The following is a 19730-nucleotide window of genomic DNA, read 5'->3' on the forward strand; positions in this document are numbered from 1 at the left end:
ATCCTAAAAAAAATTAAAACAATGAGAAAGTCGATTTTAAAAACAGCAGGAATTATTGCAATTGCGCTATTTGGTTTAGCATCATGCAGTAGCGACGATAGTAACAATGGTCCAGGCGGTGGCGGAGGTATTGACGCTGCTGTTGGTACATACAAGGGAACTTTAGATCCACTTGGAGGAGATGCACCAACTTATTTCGATGCAATTTTAATCGTTACTAAAGTGGATGGCAACCATTTAAAAATTACTCCAAAAAGCGGGGAGCCATATTCAAACTATACTTCAAAAACAATGAAAGTATTCAACAATAGTAATCAAGCTATTTTTGGTGATGGTAATATTCCTGAAGGTACATTTAGCTACACTATAAGCAGTAAAGCACTACTAGTACAGACAAGGGAACAATCTGCTACAGACCTCACTTATACCTTTCAAGGGACTAAACAATAATTCATATTTTTACTAGTTTATACACCGGCTCCTGAATTTATTATTGGGTTATAAACAGGAGCCACTTTTTTTCAAAAAAAAGCACCCTAAGACCTTAAAATAAGAGGGGGTTATTTTGAGAGTTAGTAATGTCCTTCAACTTTTGAAGGGCATTTCTTTTTTAGCAAAAAACTTAAACAGATCTCGGGAAGTTTTTCGCCAATTAACAATATTTAAATCTCTTAGCGCCTCTGCGACTTTGCGAGCAATCATTTCACGCAAAGTCGCAGAACCGCAATATTTCTAGCTTAATACAACTTTATTAAAAAAATTCACCATCCACGTAAAACCATCTTTCGTTTTCTTTCCTGAAAAATGATTTTTCATGGTGCATTTGTGCTTTGAGACGATTGTCTAAAAAATAAGCTTTAAACTCTACTGTGTTTTTCGTGGCTTCCACTACTTCCAGTTTCAGCCATTGGTTGGATTTGGACCATTCCAGTATAGCTGATTTTGAATGATTCCTTCTTGTGGAACTATGCGTGGTAGCGATAAGATAATCTGCAGCCTGAACAACATAAGCGCTATATCGTGACCGCATTAATTTTTCTGCCGTTGGAGGAGTGCTGTTACCTTTGATAAAAGGTTCGCAGCATTGGGCAAATAACAATCCCGAACCGCATGGACAGTTTAAATTATTCGGCATTGATTTTTTGATGTAGCTGGTTCAACAATACCATATAACGACCTAGTTCTACAAGCTCTTCATCTTCTTCAGCATGGTCTAATAGTTCGTCTAAAGTTTCGCTTACTTCAACCAGCTTGTTATTTGCTTCTTTGTTTTGTTTGCCTGCTATCAGGTCAATGATTTCCTGTACGTCTTTCTTTAATTCTTCAAAGGCTTTATTGTTCATTTTGTTCTGTTTGTGCTTCGTTGGAAGCATTATTCTTTTTCATAATTTCTTTCAGTTTATTTTTCCTAAGCTTTTCAGCCTCTTGCTCCCGTTTCTTTTTCTGGTCGGTTTTCTTTTTATGTTCCAGCCTGTTTGTTTCATTGCGTCTTCCCATAAATAAAGGTTTTTATGACCGTACAAAGATAGCGAATTCAAAAAAACGACAGCTTGTCGCAATTTCCCCTCCCTATTGTCTTTTTCACACAGCATAAAATTGCAATACCGGAGCTAATTTTGGATAAAATAATAAACAATAGAAACTATGACTAACAACTTTGATACTGCTGCACTCATTGCAGAAACCAATGCCACTTATGAAGGCATGGAACAACTGCTATTGACTATTGATAGCAACTTGTGGGATAAAAATCCTGCTGAAAACAGCTGGTCTGTTGGCCAGGTAATGGAACACATCCTGAAAGCAAATTCCGGACTCAAAAGCCTGTTTGCAGAAAACATAGGTGAAACCAACCGACCTGCAGACGAAAAAGTACCCGTTATAAAATCGGTATTTTTAGATTTCAGCACCAAACTGGATGCACCTGGTTTTATTATCCCAACAGAAAAAACACATGACAAGCAACAGCAACTGGACAAAATGAAAGCCTTAAAAGATGGCACCTTACAGTTGATTGGTTCATCAGATTTGTCAAAAACCTGCAAGGGTTTTGAATTGCCTGTTTTTGGGTATCTGACCCGTCTGGAATGGATTCTTTTTACACTATTCCACGCCCAAAGGCACACCAATCAAATCAAAAATATTATTACTGTTATCGATAAATAAAACCAAACATTAATCAAACAACTATGAAAAAACACAAAATCATCTTTTGGATTACTACTATCCTGATTTTTTTATTTGAAGGCGTAATGCCCGCTTTGACTTCACAGACCGAAATGGCCAAAGAAGGCATTCGCCACTTAGGATATCCGGAATATTTTGGCGTTATCCTTACCGTCTTTAAAGTTTTAGGTGCCTTAGTACTTATTATTCCTGCAGCCCCAAAACGGCTAAAGGAATGGACCTATGCCGGATTTACTTTCGATTTCCTTGGTGCTTCTGCCAGCCATGCTGCGGTAGATGGCTTTGGATTTGAGGCTGTTTTTCCTCTTATTGTGTTAGGAATACTACTGCTTTCTTATGTGAGTTATCACAAACTAAATCCACAAGATTAAGCAGACAAACTGTTCTTTAACGGACAACTTAAAATATATTTTCAAAAAAAATGGCGCATCCGTTCCGATGCGCTATTTTTGTGTAAAAGAAAAACTCATGGATAATCCATTTTCGTTACGGACAGTTAACGTCACCCGATATATCGCTCCGTTGAGAGAAGGAGGTTCGCTTCCTGCTCTTGCCGATGCAGACGACGGTTTTAAATATGTATTGAAATTTAAAGGTGCCGGTCATGGCGTCAAAGCACTGATAGCCGAATTAATTGGAGGCGAAATTGCCCGTGCATTGGGATTAGCCGTACCGGAATTAGTATTTGCAAATCTTGACGAGGCTTTTGGAAGAACCGAAGGTGATGAAGAAATCCAGGACCTGTTGCAGGGAAGCCAGGGACTGAATCTTGCCTTGCATTTTCTTTCCGGTGCCATTACTTTTGACCCGGTTGTGACAGAAACAGATCCTGCTCTGGCTTCAAAAATAGTATGGTTGGATGCCTTCATTACCAATGTAGACCGCACATTCAGGAACACCAACATGCTCATCTGGCATAAAGAATTATGGCTTATTGACCATGGTGCCTGTTTGTATTTTCACCATTCCTGGAACAATTGGGAAAACAGTGCCAAAAGTCCGTTTGCTTTGATTAAAGACCATGTTTTGCTCCCTAAAGCTTCCCGACTGGAAGAAACCGATAAAGAATTCAAATCACTCCTTACAGAAGATAAGATTCTTTCGATTGTAAACCTGATTCCTGAAGAATGGCTACAATGGGAAGGTTCTGAAGAGACACCGGAACAGATACGAAATACCTACGCCTCTTTTTTGATTACGCGTTTAGCCCATTCAGAAATTTTTATAAAAGCTGCTCAAGATGCAAGACAAACACTTATATGAATATGCCATAATTCGTATCGTGCCCAAAGTTGAGCGCGAAGAATTTGTCAATACGGGAATCATTGTCTTCTGTAAAAAAGAGCAGTACATCAAAGTTCTTTACAAGATAGACAAAGCCAAGCTTCAACTCTATTCTGATGAACTTGATTATGACCAACTGGAGCAAAATCTGCAGGCATTTGTAAAAATTGCCCAGGGAGCAAAAGAGGGAGGTCCAATTGCAGCATTCGATGTGCCTTCCCGCTTCCGTTGGATGACCGCTGTAAGAAGTTCCGTAATCCAAACCTCAAGGCCACATCCGGGTATGTGCAGTAATTTGGAAGAAATTTCTGAACGCTTGTTTTCAGAACTGGTTTTATAAAAAAAGCTAATTAACTTAGTAACAAAAAAATAGCCTCCGGGCTATTTTTTTATTGTCTTTCTATTAACAGAATTCCTGCTAATCGCTTCAAAATTAAATATTAATTTATATTTTAGTCACCGAAATAAACAGATTCCAGCCCAGAATGAAAATAGAGAACAAATGGTCAAAAATCACCGGCTGGTTTATATCAAGGCCTAGATTAAGCACCTTTATAGTATTCCTTGCGCTACTTGTTTTAATCTGTCCGCTTGTTTTGCAACGCTATGAAATTATCAAGGAAAACAGGGAGCAGGAAATGTCGAACATCCTCCATGTAGTTCAGCAAAATCTGAATCATTCTCTTAAAAACTGCTATACCACCACTATTTCTTTAGCCATGATTGTTAACGATAATGGCGAGCCTGAAAATTTTGATGCGCTGGCGAAAGTTCTGGTTGAATCGAATCCAACTATAGATGCCGTTCAATTAGTTCCTAACGGAATAATCAAATATACTTATCCAAATAATCCAGACTTAATTGATTTTGACATATTAAATACAAAATCTGTCAGGGAGGAAGCCCTTGAAACTATACAGAAAGGAAAAATCCATTTTGCGGGACCTTTAAAATTAAAACAGGGCGGACTCGGTGTCATAGGTCGGCTTCCTGTATATAGAAAAGGTAAATTCTGGGGTTTTTCTGCGGTTATGGTGCGCCTTGAAACCTTATTCAAATCTTCGGGAATAAATTCAATCAAGGACTCCCGTTATTATTTTCAGTTTTCAAAAGAAAATCCAAAAACGGGCAGAACTGAATTTTTCCTTCCCAATAAAGAAAACTTTGCCGACAAATATTTTCAGGTCTTGTCAATTCCCGACGGTAACTGGAAAGTGTATCTTATCAGCAAAAACAAATATGGGCTTATTTCTGAAATACGTCCTGCTTTGGTACTAACCGTATTATTCTGTTTTATCTTCTCGCTTTTTTTAACAAGCCTGCTCAAAAAGCCTGCAGAATTACAACTCCTGGTGCATGACCAGAAGAATAAAATCCTCAATGACGAAATAAAATTCAAATCTATATTTGACCATGCTGCCGTAGGCATTGCACATGTTGACTCTAGGACTGGATGCCTCATTGAAGTAAATGACCAATACTCACGTATGCTGGGCTATACGTTTGAGGAAATGAGAAATATGAGCTTCCGTGATATTACCTACAAAGACGATCTGGAAGAAAACCTGAAACAGCTCGAAAGGCTTAAAAGCGGTGAGATTAGAGAACTTACCATTGAAAAAAGATACATCCATAAAAACGGCAATCTTATTTGGGTAAATATCGCCTATTCCCCACTTTGGCAAGAAGGAGAAGAGCCAAGTTCCCATATTTCTATTGTTGAAGATATTACATCAAAAAGGGAAGCTGAAGATGCTATCCGAAAAAGCGAAATACGTTTCAAAAGCCTTTTTGAAGATTCGCCCATTGCCTTGTGGGAAGAAGATTTTTCTTATTTGAAAAACTATCTGGAAGAAATAGGACTCATTGGAAAAAACAGAGAAGAAGTAAAAGCTTTTTTTGATGCCAATCCCGAAGTAGTCCAGAAATGCATTACCCTTGTAAAAATTATCAATGTCAACAACGAGTGCCTGACATTGCATCATCCCAAAACGAAAGAAGACCTGATACAACGGTTGGGAGATGTGTTAAACAACGACTCCATGGATTCTTTCAAGGCACAGCTGGTCGCAATCACCCAAGGCGAAACACGACTAACTATCGATTCAAAAGTCAAGAAAACTGATGGTGAATATCGTGACATCAGCCTACGCTGGAGTGTCATGCCCGGTTATGAAGAAACGCTCGAACGGATAATTATATCAACAGAAGATATCACGGCACGAAAAATTTCTGAAGAAATTGTCATACAGTCACAGAAAAAAATGGAATCGCTCATTAATACGATTGACGGAATCGTTTGGGAATGTGATTACAATACCTATATCTTTACCTATGTCAACCAAAAAGCCGAAGAAATTACGGGATATACCCGAGAAGAATGGTGCAGCGATGGTAATTTCTGGGCCAATACAATCCATCCGGACGACAAAACCCGGGCAGTAAATTATTGTGCAATTGAGTCTAAAAAAAGCCAGCAATATGACTTTGAATACAGAATGATTGCCAAAAACGGTTCCGTATTATGGATTCGGGATATTGTGAATGTCATTTATGAAAACGGCAAGCCGGTTTCTTTAAAAGGTATCATGATTGATATTACGAAAAGTAAAGAAGCAGAAAAAGACCTGAGCAACTCACTGGAACTCGTTACGGAACAAAATAAAAGGTTGCTGAATTTTTCCTATATCGTTTCCCATAACCTTCGTTCGCATACCAGCAACATACAATCCATTTCCACGCTGATTGAAACTGCAGAAACAGAAGAAGAACGTAACGAACTGGTCAAAATGCTGCAAAATGTTTCCAATACGCTAAACGAAACCATGCTCAATCTAAACGAAGTGATTAATATACAGACCAATATCAACCTGATTATTGAAAATCTGAATATCAAAGACAATATTGACAGGATAATCAACATTGTTTCTGAACAGATTGCGTTTAAAAAAGCCGTTATAAAAAATAACGTATCGCCGGAAATCTTTGTAAAATACAATCCCGCCTATCTTGAAAGCATACTGCTTAATTTTATCTCCAATGCTATCCGCTATTGCCACCCGGAGCGGAATCCTGTCATTATCCTGAACAGTTATATCGAAAATGATAAAACCGTTTTGGAAATTGCTGACAATGGACTTGGAATTGACCTGACAAAATATGGCGACAAATTATTCGGAATGTACAAAACCTTTCACGAAAATCCGGATTCCAAAGGAATTGGACTTTTTATTACCAAAAACCAAATCGATGCTATGGGCGGAACAGTTTCCGTTGAAAGCGAACCCAATATAGGAACTACCTTCAAAATCTACTTTAAATGAATCAGATAATTTGTCTTATCGATGATGACCCTATTTATCAGACGATAACCAAAAAAATCATCCACAAATCAGAGGCCGCAAGCAAAATCCTGTCATTTCCGAATGGCGCAGAAGCTATCGACGGATTAACCAAATTAGTACAGCAGCCTGAGGAATTTCCGGACATCATCATGCTGGATATCGAAATGCCTGTTATGGATGGATGGAATTTTATGGAACACTTCCAGAAAATAAAAACCATTTTCCCAAAAGAAGTATCGGTTTATATTGTGAGTTCTTCCATTGCCTGTTCAGATAAGGAAAGGTCGAAATCCTATAACGGAATTCTGGGTTATTTTACAAAGCCGGTTACGCTTCAGAATGTCCTGGAAATAGCAAAGAGCTAATGGTTTGTTTCCATTAGCTCTTTGCCTATACTTTTTTCCGCTTACTGGATTACTATTTTACGAACAGCCGTTTTTCCTTCAGAAAAGATTTTAGCAATATACAATCCCGAAGCAAGATTAATTTGCAGGGTTGATGTTCCTGAAAAATCTTTAGTCAGAAGCTTTTGCCCTGAAATTGAAAACAGTTCGATAGTAGCCGGATTATTTACACCGGCAATTGTAATATGGCTTTTTGCAGGATTGGGGTAAATGGATACCTTAAGTTCTGAAAATTCCGGAGCCGAAAGAGAAAAGGTCTCTCCTGCCCTGCTTCCCCAGATATAATCCGCGAGGTAAGGATAATCAATAAACGGATTCCTGTTTTGCTGCCAGGTATAAATATAATTGTTCCTGTTCATTTCAAAATCATCGGCAGGGTCATTGACATTCCATTGCAGTAATGTGGCAAGGTCGCCCAACTGTCCAACAGTGGAATCCGGCGGATTTCCGTTTACAACATTCAATCCGTTATATCGAACGCACATATAAAATACGGCACGGGCAACATCCCCTTTCCAGCTTCCTGCATTTCCTGCAAATCCGTTATAATCTGTCAGTCCAAAATCTTTATTATTACGGGAACTGTTTTCCGGGCCGTCTTCTGCTCTTAAATGGTGGGCGTCAGCATGACCATGGTTTAACATATTGGCATTGGAAGGTTCCCATACATTAATACCATCCGGAGTATCAGAGGTTCCATTCGTAAATCCGCCTCTTGATTGCGGGTAAATATGTTCCCGGTTCCATCTTCCAACACCACTTCCCGAATCCTGAAACAAATATTTGGAACGGCTTACTTCTTTATACATCAGCCAAACCTCATTGCTGTTCAGCGGATTTTGGTCGGCTGTTTTCAAAATAGTGGTAATATCGCCATAATTATGCGCCCTTACTACTGCCGGATTGGCAATAATGTCCTGAACAGCCTGTTTCAAAGCAGCGCCTGATTTTCCTTCAAGAGAATCATAATATCCCGGAGGAGCTGTACTTGCCACTGCTCCATGTGTCGGATTTAATGGTGTTCCCCACGGCGAGACTGTAAAATCGTTATCTATAATCCTGACTTCAATATTGTCATTAAGCCTTACATAACCGGCAGGTAAAGTTCCTAATTTGATTTTCATCACTTCGTCTCCTTCATCTATCGCATCATCAATAAGCTGAACGGTAGTTGTAAAAGTTGAAGAACCGGCAGGAATCAACACATTGGTATTGGCTGTAAAATCAGAAGCATTAAAACTGCCATTAGCCAATGTATAGCTAAAAGCCAAATCACTGGTTACGGCTGTCTGTGTTGTAAAAGTAATGGGAAAGCTATCCCCTTCTGTATATAGCAGCGAAGGAACGCTTATGGATATTCCGTTAAAGATAATGCCGCTTCCGTCGTTATTAGCTCCCGGAGTAGGCGCCTTAACATCATAAGTTCCGTCAGGTTTTCTTTGAATGGATTGGGTGGTTCCCAAACCATTTTCATCTTCATTAATCTGTATTGTCAGTCCCAATAATCCCATAAGCTGGGTAGCATCAGGGTCGCTGGTATCATAGGCCAAAGCATCAATCAAGTTAGTTGTTGTTGCCAAAGTACCATCAGGAAAATCTGCCGCAGAACCCAAATAAACAGCTACAGCATCGGCACCATTCTGGATTTGGTTATCGGCTATAATCTTTTGCGGAACGGGAGAAACCGCATTGCTACCAATCACAACCAATCCGTTGGCATCAGTAACAAGACCATTTAGCGAAATGGTGAGATAGCTTTTATTCCCTGTACTCGCAGATTCGGCATTTCCATTGAAAAAGACAAGTACATAGCCATCAAGCGAAAAATTTGGCGTTGCCGATTTGAGCTCCACAAATTCCTTATCGTCGATACCGGGCGTATCAGAATCAAGTTCGTTAATAACTACCTGCCCGTAAGAAAAGCAAGTCGAAAAGAGTAAGAATAAAAGAGAAAAATAATTTTTTATCATGCTAAAAATGGATTAAACAGTCAAAATTAAGCATTTAATATTATGAAATCTCCTATTTAACACTAAATACGACCAATACCTACTAATCAAACCAGTTTAAAATTTAGGTTCTGTAAAGAAATACAGAATAGTTTTTGATATATTTACGGGATAGTTTCAATCTTTTGTAATGGACGCATTTTTTGGCTATTTGGGAGCGCTCGTCATTGGGCTGGTCCTTGGCCTGACAGGTGGAGGCGGTTCTATCCTCACAGTTCCTGTACTCGTTTATCTTTTAGGAATTAATCCCGTTACGGCTACTGCCTATTCTCTTTTTATTGTGGGAACTACTTCCGCTTTTGGAACCATACAGAATTACAGAAAAGGATTCGTGGATGTAAAAACCGGATTAAAATTTGCGCTTCCCTCCTTAACTGCCATCTATCTCACCCGAAAACTCATCGTTCCGAAAATTCCTGAAATTTTATTTTCGATTGGTGAAATTGCCATCACAAAAAATCTGTTTATCATGATTTTGTTTGCCATAGTAATGCTGATGGCAGCACTTTCTATGATTCAAAATAAGAAATCTGAAAAATCGGCAATTCCTCCCAATCCTGCCATAACCATCATACAGATTTTTATGGTTGGCGTTGTTATAGGATTGGTGGGTGCCGGTGGCGGCTTTTTAATAATTCCGGCTTTGGTCTATCTTGCCAGGCTACCAATGAAAAAAGCAGTTGGCACGTCAATATTTATTATTGCTATTAATTCACTTATCGGATTTACGGGCGATATTGGCAACATTGCTATTGATTGGAGGTTCCTATTTATTTTCTCTTTTATTTCAATTTTAGGTATCTTTGCAGGGATATACCTCAATAAGTTCATCAACGAAAAAAATCTGAAAAAAGGCTTTGGGTGGTTTGTACTAACCATGTCAATACTAATACTGACTAAAGAGCTGTTATTTTAGATTCTCAAATAATAAAAATTATGAAATTAGAACAAATTTATACCGGCTGTATTGCCCAGGCGGCCTACTATCTGGAAAGTAACGGCGAAGCAGCTATTTTCGACCCTTTACGTGAAGTACAGCCCTATATTGACCGTGCAACTAAGGATAATGCTAAAATAAAATACATTTTCGAAACCCATTTCCATGCTGATTTCGTTTCGGGCCATTTGGACCTTGCAAAAAAATCAGGTGGTCAGATTGTGTATGGTCCTACAGCAAAACCTAATTTTGAAGCCATCATCGCTGAAGACGGACAGGAATTTAAAGTGGGAGCCTATACCATAAAGGCAATCCATACACCGGGACACACGATGGAAAGTACCTGTTATCTGCTTACGGACGAAAACGGAAAGCAACACGGCATCATTACCGGTGACACCCTGTTTATTGGTGATGTGGGGCGTCCGGATTTGGCACAAAAGATGTCAAGCGACCTGACCCAGGAAAAACTGGCTTCTCATTTATACGATTCGCTTCGAAACAAAATCATGATACTTCCTGATGATTTAATTGTTTATCCAAGCCATGGAGCCGGCAGTGCCTGCGGAAAAAACATGAGCAAGGAAACTACAGACACGTTAGGCAACCAGAAAAAAACAAATTATGCTTTAAGGGCAGACATGACCCGTGAAGAATTTACAGCAGAGCTTCTTGACGGATTGGGAATTCCACCGGCTTATTTCCCTCAAAATGTAATGATGAACATTCAGGGTTATGAAAGTCTTGACAACATATTGGAAAAATCATTCAAGCCACTAACTCCGAGAGAGTTTGAAGCTATTGCCAACCAGTCCGAGGCGCTGATATTGGACGTTCGCCATGAAGATGATTTTGTAAAAAGCCACATCCCCGGTTCTATATTCATTGGCATCCAGGGAGGATTTGCACCGTGGGTTGGTGCTTTGATTCGGGATGTAAAACAACCGTTGCTGCTAATCACCCCGGAAGGAAGAGAAGAAGAAACCATTACCCGACTTTCCAGAGTTGGTTTTGACAATTCATTGGGATACCTGAAAGGTGGCATTGCCGCCTGGAAAGAAGCCGGCTTTGAAACAGACAGTATTGAATCAATTTCTCCGGAACAATTTCAATCCGAAGTAAACGAAAAAAGCATTATTGTTGATGCCCGCAAACCGGGAGAGTTCAATGCAGAACACGTTGAGAATGCCTTAAATATTCCTTTGGATTTTGTCAACGAGCAATTAGCTGAAGTGCCAAAAGATGAAAACTTCTATTTGCACTGTGCCGGAGGTTATCGTTCGGTTATTATGGCATCCATACTAAAAGCAAGAGGCTACCACAACATGATTAATGTGGAAAAAGGAATAGCCGGTATTAGAAAAACAGGCCTTCCACTGACCGCATTTGTCTGTCCTTCAACCAATAAATAATTCTTAAAATTTAGGCAGTTTGCCATAATCCGATTATAATTTTAAATACTTTTGCTAACTAAATTCAAAAATGAAATTAAAAATGAAAAAAATCCTTTTATTGCTTTCTGTTACGGCATTCATGGTTTCCTGTAACAAATCAGGTGATGGCGAATATATCATTACAGGTACAGTAACCGGTGTCGAAAATGGAAAAACCGTAATTCTTCAAAAACAGGATGAAGAAATCATGGGAAAAATGATTCCTGTTGATACCGTAAAAGTTGAAAATGGAAAATTTGAACTTAAAGGTACCGCTACAGAACCATCTATCCACTCTTTAAGAATAGAAACAAAACAAGGAGAAATTGATTTCGTTCTTGAAAATGGTAAAATCAATATTGCTGTTGACAAAGATACGCTTGGAAAATCAAAAGTTACCGGAACGTATAACAACGAAGAATTAACGAAGTTCAAGACAGATACTCAGGCTATCCAGAAAGATATTCAGAAAAAAGCTATGGCTTTCCAACAGATGAATATGGAAAAAATGACGGCTGCACAACAAGCAAAAGATACTGCAGTAATCAACCAGTTGATGAAAGAATACGGAAAAATTCAGGAGCCGCTTATCGAGAAGTATTATTCTTATTCTGAGAAAAATCCAAAATCATTCATCAGTGCACTGATTACGCAAAGCCTTTTCAATACACCTGAGCCTGATTTTGCAAGAATCCAGAAAATATACGATGGCCTTACTTCTGAATTAAAAAACACGAAGCCGGGAAAAGCAATCAAGGAAAAATTAGAGAACCGTCTGGCAGTTGAAATTGGTAAAAAAGCACCTGATTTCTCAGCTAAAAACCCGGAAGGGAAAACAGTTTCCCTTAAAGAATCTTTAGGAAAAGTAACCATCATTGATTTTTGGGCTTCATGGTGTGGACCTTGCCGTCAGGAAAATCCAAACGTTGTGGCATTATACAATGAATTCCACGATAAAGGATTAAACATCATTGGAGTATCTCTTGACAGAGAAGGTGAAGCAGAAAGCTGGAAAAAAGCTATAGAGGCTGATAAATTGACCTGGACACACGTTTCAAACCTGAAATTCTGGCAAGACCCTATTGCTAAGAAATACAACATTACTTCAATTCCTGCAACTTTCATCCTTGATGCTTCAGGAAAAATTGTAGCAAAAGACCTTCGTGGAGAAGAATTGAGAGCAAAAGTAAAAGAACTTTTAGGCGCTTAATTCATATTCCGAAACAAATCATAAAAATCTCCCTTGTGGAGATTTTTTTATTTTATTCATTACCAATACATTAAAATTTTGTTGTAAAATATCTACAAAAAAGACTTGCATAAACTAAAAACAGTGCTATATTTGCAACCGCAATAAGCAAGGCGGGGGGATACTCAAGCGGCCAACGAGGACGGACTGTAAATCCGTTGGGAAACCTTCGCAGGTTCGAATCCTGCTCCCCCCACAACAAACACAAAACCTGTAAATTTAGATTTACAGGTTTTTTTGTTTTATGTCCCAAACACATAAATTATTTGGCAGAAATAAGACCCAAAATAAATTGGATTACTATTTCAGAACCTCCATCCTTTCATATTGCCACAATCTATAGTAATCCCGCTTTAGCTAAGATAGCTCTAAAAATCATCTCTAAACAATTACTAATTAAACATTTGTAATCGTTTAATACCGATTAAAAAACACAACTATTTGACAATCAATTAAAAAACTACTATTTTCGTAAAAAACTCTTTTTGTCAGGGCAACCTGCTTATCTACTCCCACATATGTTTTTTCTTAAAGAGATACGCCAAAATCTAAATTATAAGCCATATGAAGCCGAGAAGAAAAAAACAGGCTATTTCCAGAGTCGCAATAATTTGTATGCTATTATTTGCCTCTGCATGTGAAACTGACCCGCTCGAAAAGAATAAACCAAAGGGCAATCCTGAACTGAAACTGGAAAACCTCAGCTTTTCAGATTTAAGCAAAAACAACGCTGTTCTGCAAAAACTAACTGATTTGCAATCTGAAGAAAGTGGTGCGCTACGGGCAAGGTCAGTCAATATAAAAAATTACGGTTATAATGTCGATACCGAAAATGCCATACGCATTAGCAAAGGTGAGTTTCATACCATTACTTTTCGAATCATAAATGAGCCCGGAAGTAGCAGGATCGAAAATTTAATACTCGTTTCTGATGGAAAGGAATACACAGCATATGTTGCGGAATACTTACTTTCCGATAAAGAAAGAGAATTGCTTGCCTCTGGTATACAACCAAAGGATCTGGTACCAACGACATTACTGGAAATCAAAACCCAATCAAAATTCAATATTGGAGGCAATGGTAGTAACTGCGTTAGAGTAGCAATAATAACAAAAAATTACTGCGATGACAAAAACGGAAACAGGATCACAGACAAAGGAGATAATGATGGCAGATGTGTTTCAAACTGGACAAAGGAAGAATATACCGTCCTTTTTATCAATAAAGGCTGTCTTTCCAGTGGTGGCATTGGCCACGGCCCAACCACTGGAAACGGAAATACGGGAGGCGTTAGTGTTGGTCCGGGCAGCGGTGGCGGCGGTGATGGAAGCCCGGGCAGAGAAGATACAGGCACAGGAAGTATAACTGAAGGTGACAATAACCTAATAACTACGCCTGTACTACCCGACAGAAATAATATGCGAAACCATATTAAGGAATTAAACAGAATTACAAACAGAACAGAAGTTAAGGATAAAATTGAAGAACTTCATAGAGCCGTAAGAACCGCTCGAATGGAACTGGGAGCAGAATTTTTTATAGAAGATTACAACGATGAATCTGCAGAATATCGTGTAGAAGTCGAAAGACCTCAATATGCAGGAATAGATTTCGGTCCCGTATATGAGCATTCTATAGTAAGAATACACATGCACATTCCCCTGGTTTAGAGCCTGTCTTTTCATCTGAAGATACTGATGGAATGGGTTATTATTACAAACGAAAGAAAGAGCATGAGGCTCCTGATGCTGAGAACATAACCTCAATACTGGTTTCAGATTTAGGCATTTTTGCGCTTAGGGTAACTAATCCACGAAAAGCTAAAAATTTTGCGAATAAGATGTCAGATGAAAATTTTAAAGATAATTTCAATTTAAAGTATTATGAAGATGTGAGAATAAAAGCAGTGCGGGATTGTAACTGTATTTTACCCAATATAGAATATGATAAACTATTATCGGATTACCTGATTGACTTTCTAAAAGAACATACAACAGGCCTGACCCTTTTCTCTGCAACTCTGGATGCAGACGGAAATTATAAATGGGCTATACACACGAAATATAATTGATATGGTATGAAAAAATTAAAAAATACAATTGTAATAATAGCACTGCTATTAATTACATTCTCAATGAAAGGGCAAGAAATTGTAAGACCTATTGAAGAACGTCTGCGAAATAATTACATGGATTATCCAAACAGTTACTATAAAGATACCAATAACAAACTCCAAAACCTTATAGGAACCTGGATTTATGATGACGGAACAAATTACTTCAAAATTACATTCTTTAAAGAAAAGGTAATGGAAAATGAGCATTACAATGTATTTGGGGACAAACTTTTCACAAAATTCTTATACAAAAAAAATGGCAGGGTTATTTATGACAATTACGGTACAAACAGCTATCCAAGGGAACAAGGGCTTATAAATACAAAACCAAGTCAGATACAAAGCAACTTTGTTGTAAATTACACTATTGGTTTTTATTACACAGAACCTTCTACTAACAATTGTCATCGAAGAAGAAAACTTGGAAGTTTAGATATTATATACAATAACAGTAATCCCGAAAAACTCTATTGGAAACGAACTACTGATACTCGTTATTTTCATACCAGACCCTGTAGTAACGGCGTAGAACCGGACGATTCTGATTTTGTTATTCCTGAAGATATGGTATTGACTAAATTACTGTAAATTATGAGATTAAATAACATCTTACACCAAGAAAAAAAGCCCGGGGAAATCCCCAGGCTTTTTTATTAATTTTTTGAGCTATTATTCCAAAGAGAAGCTTATTGTTACGTTGGCCGTAATTTCAATTTCTCCAATTGCCAAAGTTTCTCTTGACATTGCATCACCGGCAGCTTCTGCTTTCATTGCATACATTACCGGAACCGGATAGTGTGTTTGAGAGTTGTCAGAAACCATGATAGCCTTACCTACTTTCTGGTTTAATGCAGAGGCATAATCCATCGCTTTAGTTTTTGCATCGGCTACAGCTGCTCTTCTGGCTTCAGATTCAAGCTGTGCTACTTTTGTAGACTTGAATTCTACTCCATTAATGTTGTTGATTCCGGTATCAACCAATCCCATCATTAAAGTATCATACTTAGACAGGTCCTTAAGTGTCACCGTAATCTGTTGTGATGCTACAAAAGTGTTTTTCTTTTTGTTATAATCGTAGCTTTTGTGCAGGTACACCTGTTTTGTCTGGTAGTCTGATGCAGGCAATTTAAAGCCTTTTAAGTATTTGATTACTGCATCAACTGTTGCATCATTTTTCTTTTTGACTTCTGCTGCATCAGCCCCAGTGTTTTCAACACCAATCGAAATGATAGCATAGTCTGGTGTTACTTTAATTTTTCCTTCCCCAGAAACGTTAATCTGTGGAACTTGCTTAATTTCTTGCGCCTGTGCGGCTGTTGCGAAAATGGTCATCAGGATAAAAATTGTTTTTTTCATAGTGTTTGTATTTATTTTTTTTTGAGTATTTCCAAATTACGTGCCAATATCAGAATTGCCTTCTTTTTTTGGTCATGTTTTTTGCAAAACCAGTATAAAAATACAGGTTTTTTAAATAAATAACTAATTATTTTTAACACTAAAATACTGAAAGCTAAGCCTTATAAAATTACAGGCCGCTGTAAAAAACATTTTTTGAAAAATTACAATTTTCCTGTCTTAGCCATGATAAAAAGTATGACAATAGGAACAGCAAGTATGATTACCGTAAAAGTGTTTTCGGAAATAATAACAGGCGCTCGTGACAGAGTAATAATATAACCGCCAATAGCTCCTCCAAAATGTGCCGTATGGCCAATATTATCACTTTTGGATTTCATTCCGTAAATCGAATATAAAAGATAGATAATTCCAAAAATATAACCCGGCATAAAATAAATTTCTAACGCGGGCTGTACCAGAATAGCAGCATAAACCACTCCTATTACCGCTCCTGACGCTCCCACTGCCCTGTAGCTATAATCATTTTTATGTAAAGCCATAGTCAACAGATTACCTAAAATAAGACTTCCGGCATAAATCATAAGGAAAGTAAGCGAACCCAATCCTGCAATTACATAAGGAGCAAACAAATAAAGCGTCAGCATATTAAATGCCAGATGCGCAATATCTACATGAAGAAATCCTGAAGAAAACATACGAATCTGTTCACCGGCACGAATGCTGCCTACATGGAATTCGTATTTTCTGAAAAAAGACAAATCGTTGAATCCTTTAAAACTAACAATCAAATTCAGGGCAATAATAACGATAAGAAAAATATTCATAAGAAGTAATTTGAGCGTAAAAATACAAACCCTTTCCTTATCAATTGTAAAAGCACTATACTATTTAACAGCATTAGCCTTATATTTGCATAAAATATTCCTCGAATGCAGTTACTACTTTTTATTATTCTTTATCCGTTCTTGTGGCTGATGTCAATATTGCCTTTTAGAGTACTTTATTTTTTCTCTGATTGTGTTTATATTCTGGTTTATTATATTATCGGTTATAGAAAAAAGACAGTTAGGGAGAATCTCGATATTGCCCTTCCCCATCTTTCCAAACAGGAAAAACGCATCGTTGAAAAAAAATTCTACCATCATTTCTGCGATAATTTTGTCGAAATGATAAAAACAATGACCATTTCGGATTCGGAAATTGAAAAGCGTTTCAAGTTTACCAACCTCGAAGTATATCTTGAAATGGAAAAAAGAGGAAAAAGCATAGCCCTGTTCTGTTCTCATTACGGAAGTTATGAATGGCTGATTTCAATGAATCGAAAAATTACTTTTAAAGGCTATGCCATCTATAAAACAATTCGCAACAAATATTTTGACAAACTGGTAAGAAACATCCGCGCCAAATTCCATGCACATCTTATCGATACGAAAGAAACCATCAATGTTATCCATGAAAATCAAAAAAATGGCATAAAAGGCGTCTATGGCTTTGCCAGCGACCAATCTCCAAAAGCATCCAAAGCTTTTCATTGGGGAGATTTTTTTGGTGTAAGGGTACCTATGCATACAGGAGCCGAAATGATTGCCAAACGAATGGACCTGAATGTAATTTTTGTGGATGTAGTCAAAACCAAACGCGGTTATTATGAAGCCACTTTTGCCGAAATGGTGGACCATCCGAAAGAAATTCCAAACTACCAGATATCTGATATGTTTCTTCGCATGGTAGAACAGCAAATCTTAAAAGCTCCGGAATATTATCTGTGGACCCACAAACGCTGGAAATTCCGCGACAAATCTCCTAAATAGCGCTAAACCACTGTTTCACCAACTCTTTTTCAGGGTTTGAAGCATTTTTATGGGTAAACTCGTTGGAGTTTTTATGGTATTCATATTCGCTACCCCACTCCTCGTGGTTTTGGGCTACGGCTTTGATACTTTCACAGACAAACTGAATCTCTGCATTGGTAGTGGTAGGATGAATTGACATTCGAATCCATCCCGGTTTTCTAATCAGGTCACCTGCTGTAATAGAATTTGTCAGGTCGTGCGAAGTTTCTTCATCAACATGCAGTAAATAATGCCCGTAGGTCCCGGCACAACTGCAACCTCCCCGGGTCTGTATTCCGAATTTATCATTCAGCAGTTTTACTCCCAGATTGAAATGCAAACCGTCAATATAAAAGGAAATCACGCCCAATCTGTCTTTATGCTGGTCTGCCAAAATAGTGATATTGGGAATAGCACCCAGTTCAGAAAAAACATAATCGATTATTTCGTGTTCTCTTTTTAGTATGTTCTTCACACCCATCTTTTCCTTGAGCTGTATAGCCAAAGCAGTTTTGATGGCCTGAAGAAAACCAGGAGTACCACCATCTTCACGTTCCTCTATATTATCAAGATATTTATGTTCACCCCACGGGTTTGTCCACGATACAGTTCCACCACCCGGATGGTCCGGAATCATGTTTTTATACAGCTTTTTGTTAAAAATTAAAATTCCTGAAGTACCAGGTCCGCCCAGAAATTTATGCGGAGAAAAGAAGATAGCATCCAAATAGGCTTCCTTATCTTCCGGATGCATATTAATATCAACATACGGAGCCGAACAGGCAAAATCTACAAAACAGACACCATTGTTCTGATGCATCAGTTTTGCCACTTCATAATACGGCGTTCTGATACCTGTAACATTTGAGCAGGAAGTTATGGAAGCAATCTTTAGCGTATGGTCTTTGTATTTCTCCAAAAGCGCCTTAAAACTATCCATACAAAGTAATCCTTTTTCACAGGCCGGAATCACTTCTACTTTAGCAATAGTTTCCAGCCATGAAGTCTGATTGGAGTGGTGCTCCATATGCGAAACAAAAACAACAGGTCGTTTTTCGTCCGGAATGGCAGTAAATTCGCGAAGGTTTTCCGGAATTTTCAAACCCAGGATTCTTTGGAATTTATTAATCACACCCGTCATACCTGTTCCGTCTGCAATCAGTATATCATCTTCGTTGGCATTAACGTGCTTTTTAATAATATGTCGTGCTTCGTGATAGGCCATGGTCATTGCCGTTCCGGAAACCGTAGTTTCCGTATGCGTATTGGCTACAAACGGGCCAAAATCATTCATAAGCTTTTCCTCTATCGGGCGATAAAGGCGGCCACTCGCTGTCCAATCCGTATAAATGATTTTCTTTTTCCCAAAAGGAGAAATAAATTCCTGATCAATCCCAATAATATTATTTCGGAATTGCTGGAAATACTGTTCAAGTTCGGTAGACATTTCAGTTGTGGTCATTATGCTATTTATTTGCTCCAAAGATACTATTTTTTGCCGATTCCAAATCAAATCAAAAAACAGAAATATCAAAAATTGTTATTTTTCACTATTAACAAAAACGCTAAATCCTT

General features: G+C 38.1%; 21 protein-coding genes and 1 tRNA gene. 15 read left to right on the forward strand and 7 right to left on the reverse strand.

Features of this window, described 5'->3' with window-relative positions:
* Window positions 1-21 precede the first annotated feature (21 nt).
* On the forward strand, window positions 22-450 hold the full coding sequence (locus tag BGO88_RS03120; protein WP_286705936.1) for a hypothetical protein: 429 nt from the start codon (window positions 22-24) through the stop codon (window positions 448-450).
* Between the two features lie 301 nt (window positions 451-751).
* Here the strand turns inward: BGO88_RS03120 and BGO88_RS03125 are convergent, their stop codons facing one another.
* Genes BGO88_RS03125 through BGO88_RS03135 form a run of 3 tightly spaced genes read right to left on the reverse strand, consistent with a single transcriptional unit; the run spans window position 752 to window position 1497 of the window.
* Window positions 752-1135 (reverse strand): YchJ family protein, encoded by a 384-nt coding sequence (locus tag BGO88_RS03125; RefSeq protein WP_286705937.1) that lies wholly within the window; start codon window positions 1133-1135, stop codon window positions 752-754.
* Entirely contained in the window at window positions 1125-1343 is a 219-nt protein-coding gene (locus BGO88_RS03130; protein WP_286705938.1) for a hypothetical protein, read from the reverse strand. Before BGO88_RS03130 ends, BGO88_RS03125 begins: the two co-directional genes overlap by 11 nt.
* The gene (locus tag BGO88_RS03135) at window positions 1333-1497 is read right to left on the reverse strand and encodes a hypothetical protein (RefSeq protein ID WP_286705939.1); all 165 of its coding nucleotides are present in this window, start codon (window positions 1495-1497) and stop codon (window positions 1333-1335) included. The genes BGO88_RS03130 and BGO88_RS03135 overlap by 11 nt, the downstream gene beginning before the upstream one ends.
* 147 nt (window positions 1498-1644) lie before the next feature.
* Here BGO88_RS03135 and BGO88_RS03140 point away from each other — a divergent pair, with 147 nt between their 5' ends.
* From BGO88_RS03140 to BGO88_RS03165, 6 genes are all read left to right on the forward strand, one after another.
* Window positions 1645-2166: a DinB family protein gene (locus tag BGO88_RS03140; protein WP_286705940.1), complete on the forward strand. Its 522-nt coding sequence runs from the start codon at window positions 1645-1647 to the stop codon at window positions 2164-2166.
* A 23-nt stretch (window positions 2167-2189) separates the two neighbouring features.
* Window positions 2190-2558, forward strand: a complete 369-nt coding sequence (locus tag BGO88_RS03145) for a DoxX family protein (protein WP_286705941.1) — start codon at window positions 2190-2192, stop codon at window positions 2556-2558.
* A gap of 97 nt (window positions 2559-2655) precedes the next feature.
* Window positions 2656-3450 (forward strand): HipA family kinase, encoded by a 795-nt coding sequence (locus tag BGO88_RS03150; protein WP_286705942.1) that lies wholly within the window; start codon window positions 2656-2658, stop codon window positions 3448-3450.
* Window positions 3428-3811, forward strand: a complete 384-nt coding sequence (locus BGO88_RS03155; protein ID WP_101471922.1) for a DUF3037 domain-containing protein — start codon at window positions 3428-3430, stop codon at window positions 3809-3811. Before BGO88_RS03150 ends, BGO88_RS03155 begins: the two co-directional genes overlap by 23 nt.
* Before the next feature lie 145 nt (window positions 3812-3956).
* Entirely contained in the window at window positions 3957-6794 is a 2838-nt protein-coding gene (locus tag BGO88_RS03160) for a PAS domain S-box protein (RefSeq protein WP_286705943.1), read from the forward strand.
* Window positions 6791-7180, forward strand: coding sequence for a response regulator (locus tag BGO88_RS03165; protein WP_101471920.1), 390 nt, complete (start codon window positions 6791-6793; stop codon window positions 7178-7180). Before BGO88_RS03160 ends, BGO88_RS03165 begins: the two co-directional genes overlap by 4 nt.
* 41 nt (window positions 7181-7221) lie before the next feature.
* Here BGO88_RS03165 and BGO88_RS03170 read toward each other — a convergent pair whose 3' ends face one another.
* Window positions 7222-9189 carry an endonuclease gene (locus BGO88_RS03170; RefSeq protein WP_286705944.1) on the reverse strand — a complete coding sequence of 656 codons (1968 nt, stop codon included), beginning with the start codon at window positions 9187-9189 and terminating at the stop codon, window positions 7222-7224.
* Between the two features lie 169 nt (window positions 9190-9358).
* Between BGO88_RS03170 and BGO88_RS03175 the strand changes: the two genes are divergently transcribed.
* The 7 genes from BGO88_RS03175 to BGO88_RS03205 all read left to right on the forward strand — a co-directional run bounded on the left by BGO88_RS03175 (window position 9359) and on the right by BGO88_RS03205 (window position 15552).
* Complete coding sequence (locus tag BGO88_RS03175) at window positions 9359-10144, forward strand: sulfite exporter TauE/SafE family protein (protein WP_286705945.1); 786 nt, start codon at window positions 9359-9361, stop codon at window positions 10142-10144.
* Between the two features lie 20 nt (window positions 10145-10164).
* The gene (locus BGO88_RS03180) at window positions 10165-11577 is read left to right on the forward strand and encodes an MBL fold metallo-hydrolase (protein WP_286705946.1); all 1413 of its coding nucleotides are present in this window, start codon (window positions 10165-10167) and stop codon (window positions 11575-11577) included.
* A gap of 82 nt (window positions 11578-11659) precedes the next feature.
* Window positions 11660-12808 (forward strand): TlpA disulfide reductase family protein, encoded by a 1149-nt coding sequence (locus tag BGO88_RS03185; protein ID WP_277016022.1) that lies wholly within the window; start codon window positions 11660-11662, stop codon window positions 12806-12808.
* A 154-nt stretch (window positions 12809-12962) separates the two neighbouring features.
* A tRNA-Tyr gene (locus BGO88_RS03190) sits at window positions 12963-13043 on the forward strand.
* Between the two features lie 368 nt (window positions 13044-13411).
* Window positions 13412-14518, forward strand: a complete 1107-nt coding sequence (locus BGO88_RS03195) for a hypothetical protein (protein WP_286705947.1) — start codon at window positions 13412-13414, stop codon at window positions 14516-14518.
* 32 nt (window positions 14519-14550) lie between these two features.
* Window positions 14551-14919: a hypothetical protein gene (locus tag BGO88_RS03200; RefSeq protein WP_286705948.1), complete on the forward strand. Its 369-nt coding sequence runs from the start codon at window positions 14551-14553 to the stop codon at window positions 14917-14919.
* A gap of 6 nt (window positions 14920-14925) precedes the next feature.
* Window positions 14926-15552 (forward strand): DUF6705 family protein, encoded by a 627-nt coding sequence (locus tag BGO88_RS03205; protein ID WP_056071160.1) that lies wholly within the window; start codon window positions 14926-14928, stop codon window positions 15550-15552.
* Between the two features lie 81 nt (window positions 15553-15633).
* Here BGO88_RS03205 and BGO88_RS03210 read toward each other — a convergent pair whose 3' ends face one another.
* Together BGO88_RS03210 and BGO88_RS03215 are read right to left on the reverse strand one after the other, a co-directional pair.
* Complete coding sequence (locus tag BGO88_RS03210) at window positions 15634-16320, reverse strand: SIMPL domain-containing protein (protein ID WP_056071473.1); 687 nt, start codon at window positions 16318-16320, stop codon at window positions 15634-15636.
* 203 nt (window positions 16321-16523) lie between these two features.
* Window positions 16524-17147 (reverse strand): rhomboid family intramembrane serine protease, encoded by a 624-nt coding sequence (locus BGO88_RS03215; protein WP_286705949.1) that lies wholly within the window; start codon window positions 17145-17147, stop codon window positions 16524-16526.
* Window positions 17148-17252: 105 nt separating this feature from the next.
* Here BGO88_RS03215 and BGO88_RS03220 point away from each other — a divergent pair, with 105 nt between their 5' ends.
* Window positions 17253-18134 carry a lysophospholipid acyltransferase family protein gene (locus BGO88_RS03220; protein WP_101471913.1) on the forward strand — a complete coding sequence of 294 codons (882 nt, stop codon included), beginning with the start codon at window positions 17253-17255 and terminating at the stop codon, window positions 18132-18134.
* On the opposite strand, the gene BGO88_RS03225 is transcribed toward BGO88_RS03220, so the two are convergent.
* Window positions 18127-19617 (reverse strand): aminotransferase class V-fold PLP-dependent enzyme, encoded by a 1491-nt coding sequence (locus tag BGO88_RS03225; RefSeq protein WP_101471912.1) that lies wholly within the window; start codon window positions 19615-19617, stop codon window positions 18127-18129. The two genes, BGO88_RS03220 and BGO88_RS03225, sit on opposite strands and share 8 nt — an antisense overlap.
* Between the last annotated feature and the right edge of the window lie 113 nt (window positions 19618-19730).

Origin of the sequence: Flavobacterium sp. 38-13 (assembly GCF_001899155.1) — a bacterium.
GTDB classification, from domain to species: Bacteria; Bacteroidota; Bacteroidia; order Flavobacteriales; family Flavobacteriaceae; genus Flavobacterium; species Flavobacterium lindanitolerans.

Bases quoted from the DNA above. Each gene is read 5' to 3' on its own strand.
- BGO88_RS03120 (WP_286705936.1), top strand. From the start codon at position 22: ATGAGAAAGTCGATTTTAAAAACAGCAGGAATTATTGCAATTGCGCTA.
- BGO88_RS03125 (WP_286705937.1), bottom strand. From the start codon at position 1,135: ATGCCGAATAATTTAAACTGTCCATGCGGTTCGGGATTGTTATTTGCC.
- BGO88_RS03130 (WP_286705938.1), bottom strand. From the start codon at position 1,343: ATGAACAATAAAGCCTTTGAAGAATTAAAGAAAGACGTACAGGAAATC.
- BGO88_RS03135 (WP_286705939.1), bottom strand. From the start codon at position 1,497: ATGGGAAGACGCAATGAAACAAACAGGCTGGAACATAAAAAGAAAACC.
- BGO88_RS03140 (WP_286705940.1), top strand. From the start codon at position 1,645: ATGACTAACAACTTTGATACTGCTGCACTCATTGCAGAAACCAATGCC.
- BGO88_RS03145 (WP_286705941.1), top strand. From the start codon at position 2,190: ATGAAAAAACACAAAATCATCTTTTGGATTACTACTATCCTGATTTTT.
- BGO88_RS03150 (WP_286705942.1), top strand. From the start codon at position 2,656: ATGGATAATCCATTTTCGTTACGGACAGTTAACGTCACCCGATATATC.
- BGO88_RS03155 (WP_101471922.1), top strand. From the start codon at position 3,428: ATGCAAGACAAACACTTATATGAATATGCCATAATTCGTATCGTGCCC.
- BGO88_RS03160 (WP_286705943.1), top strand. From the start codon at position 3,957: ATGAAAATAGAGAACAAATGGTCAAAAATCACCGGCTGGTTTATATCA.
- BGO88_RS03165 (WP_101471920.1), top strand. From the start codon at position 6,791: ATGAATCAGATAATTTGTCTTATCGATGATGACCCTATTTATCAGACG.
- BGO88_RS03170 (WP_286705944.1), bottom strand. From the start codon at position 9,189: ATGATAAAAAATTATTTTTCTCTTTTATTCTTACTCTTTTCGACTTGC.
- BGO88_RS03175 (WP_286705945.1), top strand. From the start codon at position 9,359: ATGGACGCATTTTTTGGCTATTTGGGAGCGCTCGTCATTGGGCTGGTC.
- BGO88_RS03180 (WP_286705946.1), top strand. From the start codon at position 10,165: ATGAAATTAGAACAAATTTATACCGGCTGTATTGCCCAGGCGGCCTAC.
- BGO88_RS03185 (WP_277016022.1), top strand. From the start codon at position 11,660: ATGAAAAAAATCCTTTTATTGCTTTCTGTTACGGCATTCATGGTTTCC.
- BGO88_RS03195 (WP_286705947.1), top strand. From the start codon at position 13,412: ATGAAGCCGAGAAGAAAAAAACAGGCTATTTCCAGAGTCGCAATAATT.
- BGO88_RS03200 (WP_286705948.1), top strand. From the start codon at position 14,551: ATGGGTTATTATTACAAACGAAAGAAAGAGCATGAGGCTCCTGATGCT.
- BGO88_RS03205 (WP_056071160.1), top strand. From the start codon at position 14,926: ATGAAAAAATTAAAAAATACAATTGTAATAATAGCACTGCTATTAATT.
- BGO88_RS03210 (WP_056071473.1), bottom strand. From the start codon at position 16,320: ATGAAAAAAACAATTTTTATCCTGATGACCATTTTCGCAACAGCCGCA.
- BGO88_RS03215 (WP_286705949.1), bottom strand. From the start codon at position 17,147: ATGAATATTTTTCTTATCGTTATTATTGCCCTGAATTTGATTGTTAGT.
- BGO88_RS03220 (WP_101471913.1), top strand. From the start codon at position 17,253: ATGCAGTTACTACTTTTTATTATTCTTTATCCGTTCTTGTGGCTGATG.
- BGO88_RS03225 (WP_101471912.1), bottom strand. From the start codon at position 19,617: ATGACCACAACTGAAATGTCTACCGAACTTGAACAGTATTTCCAGCAA.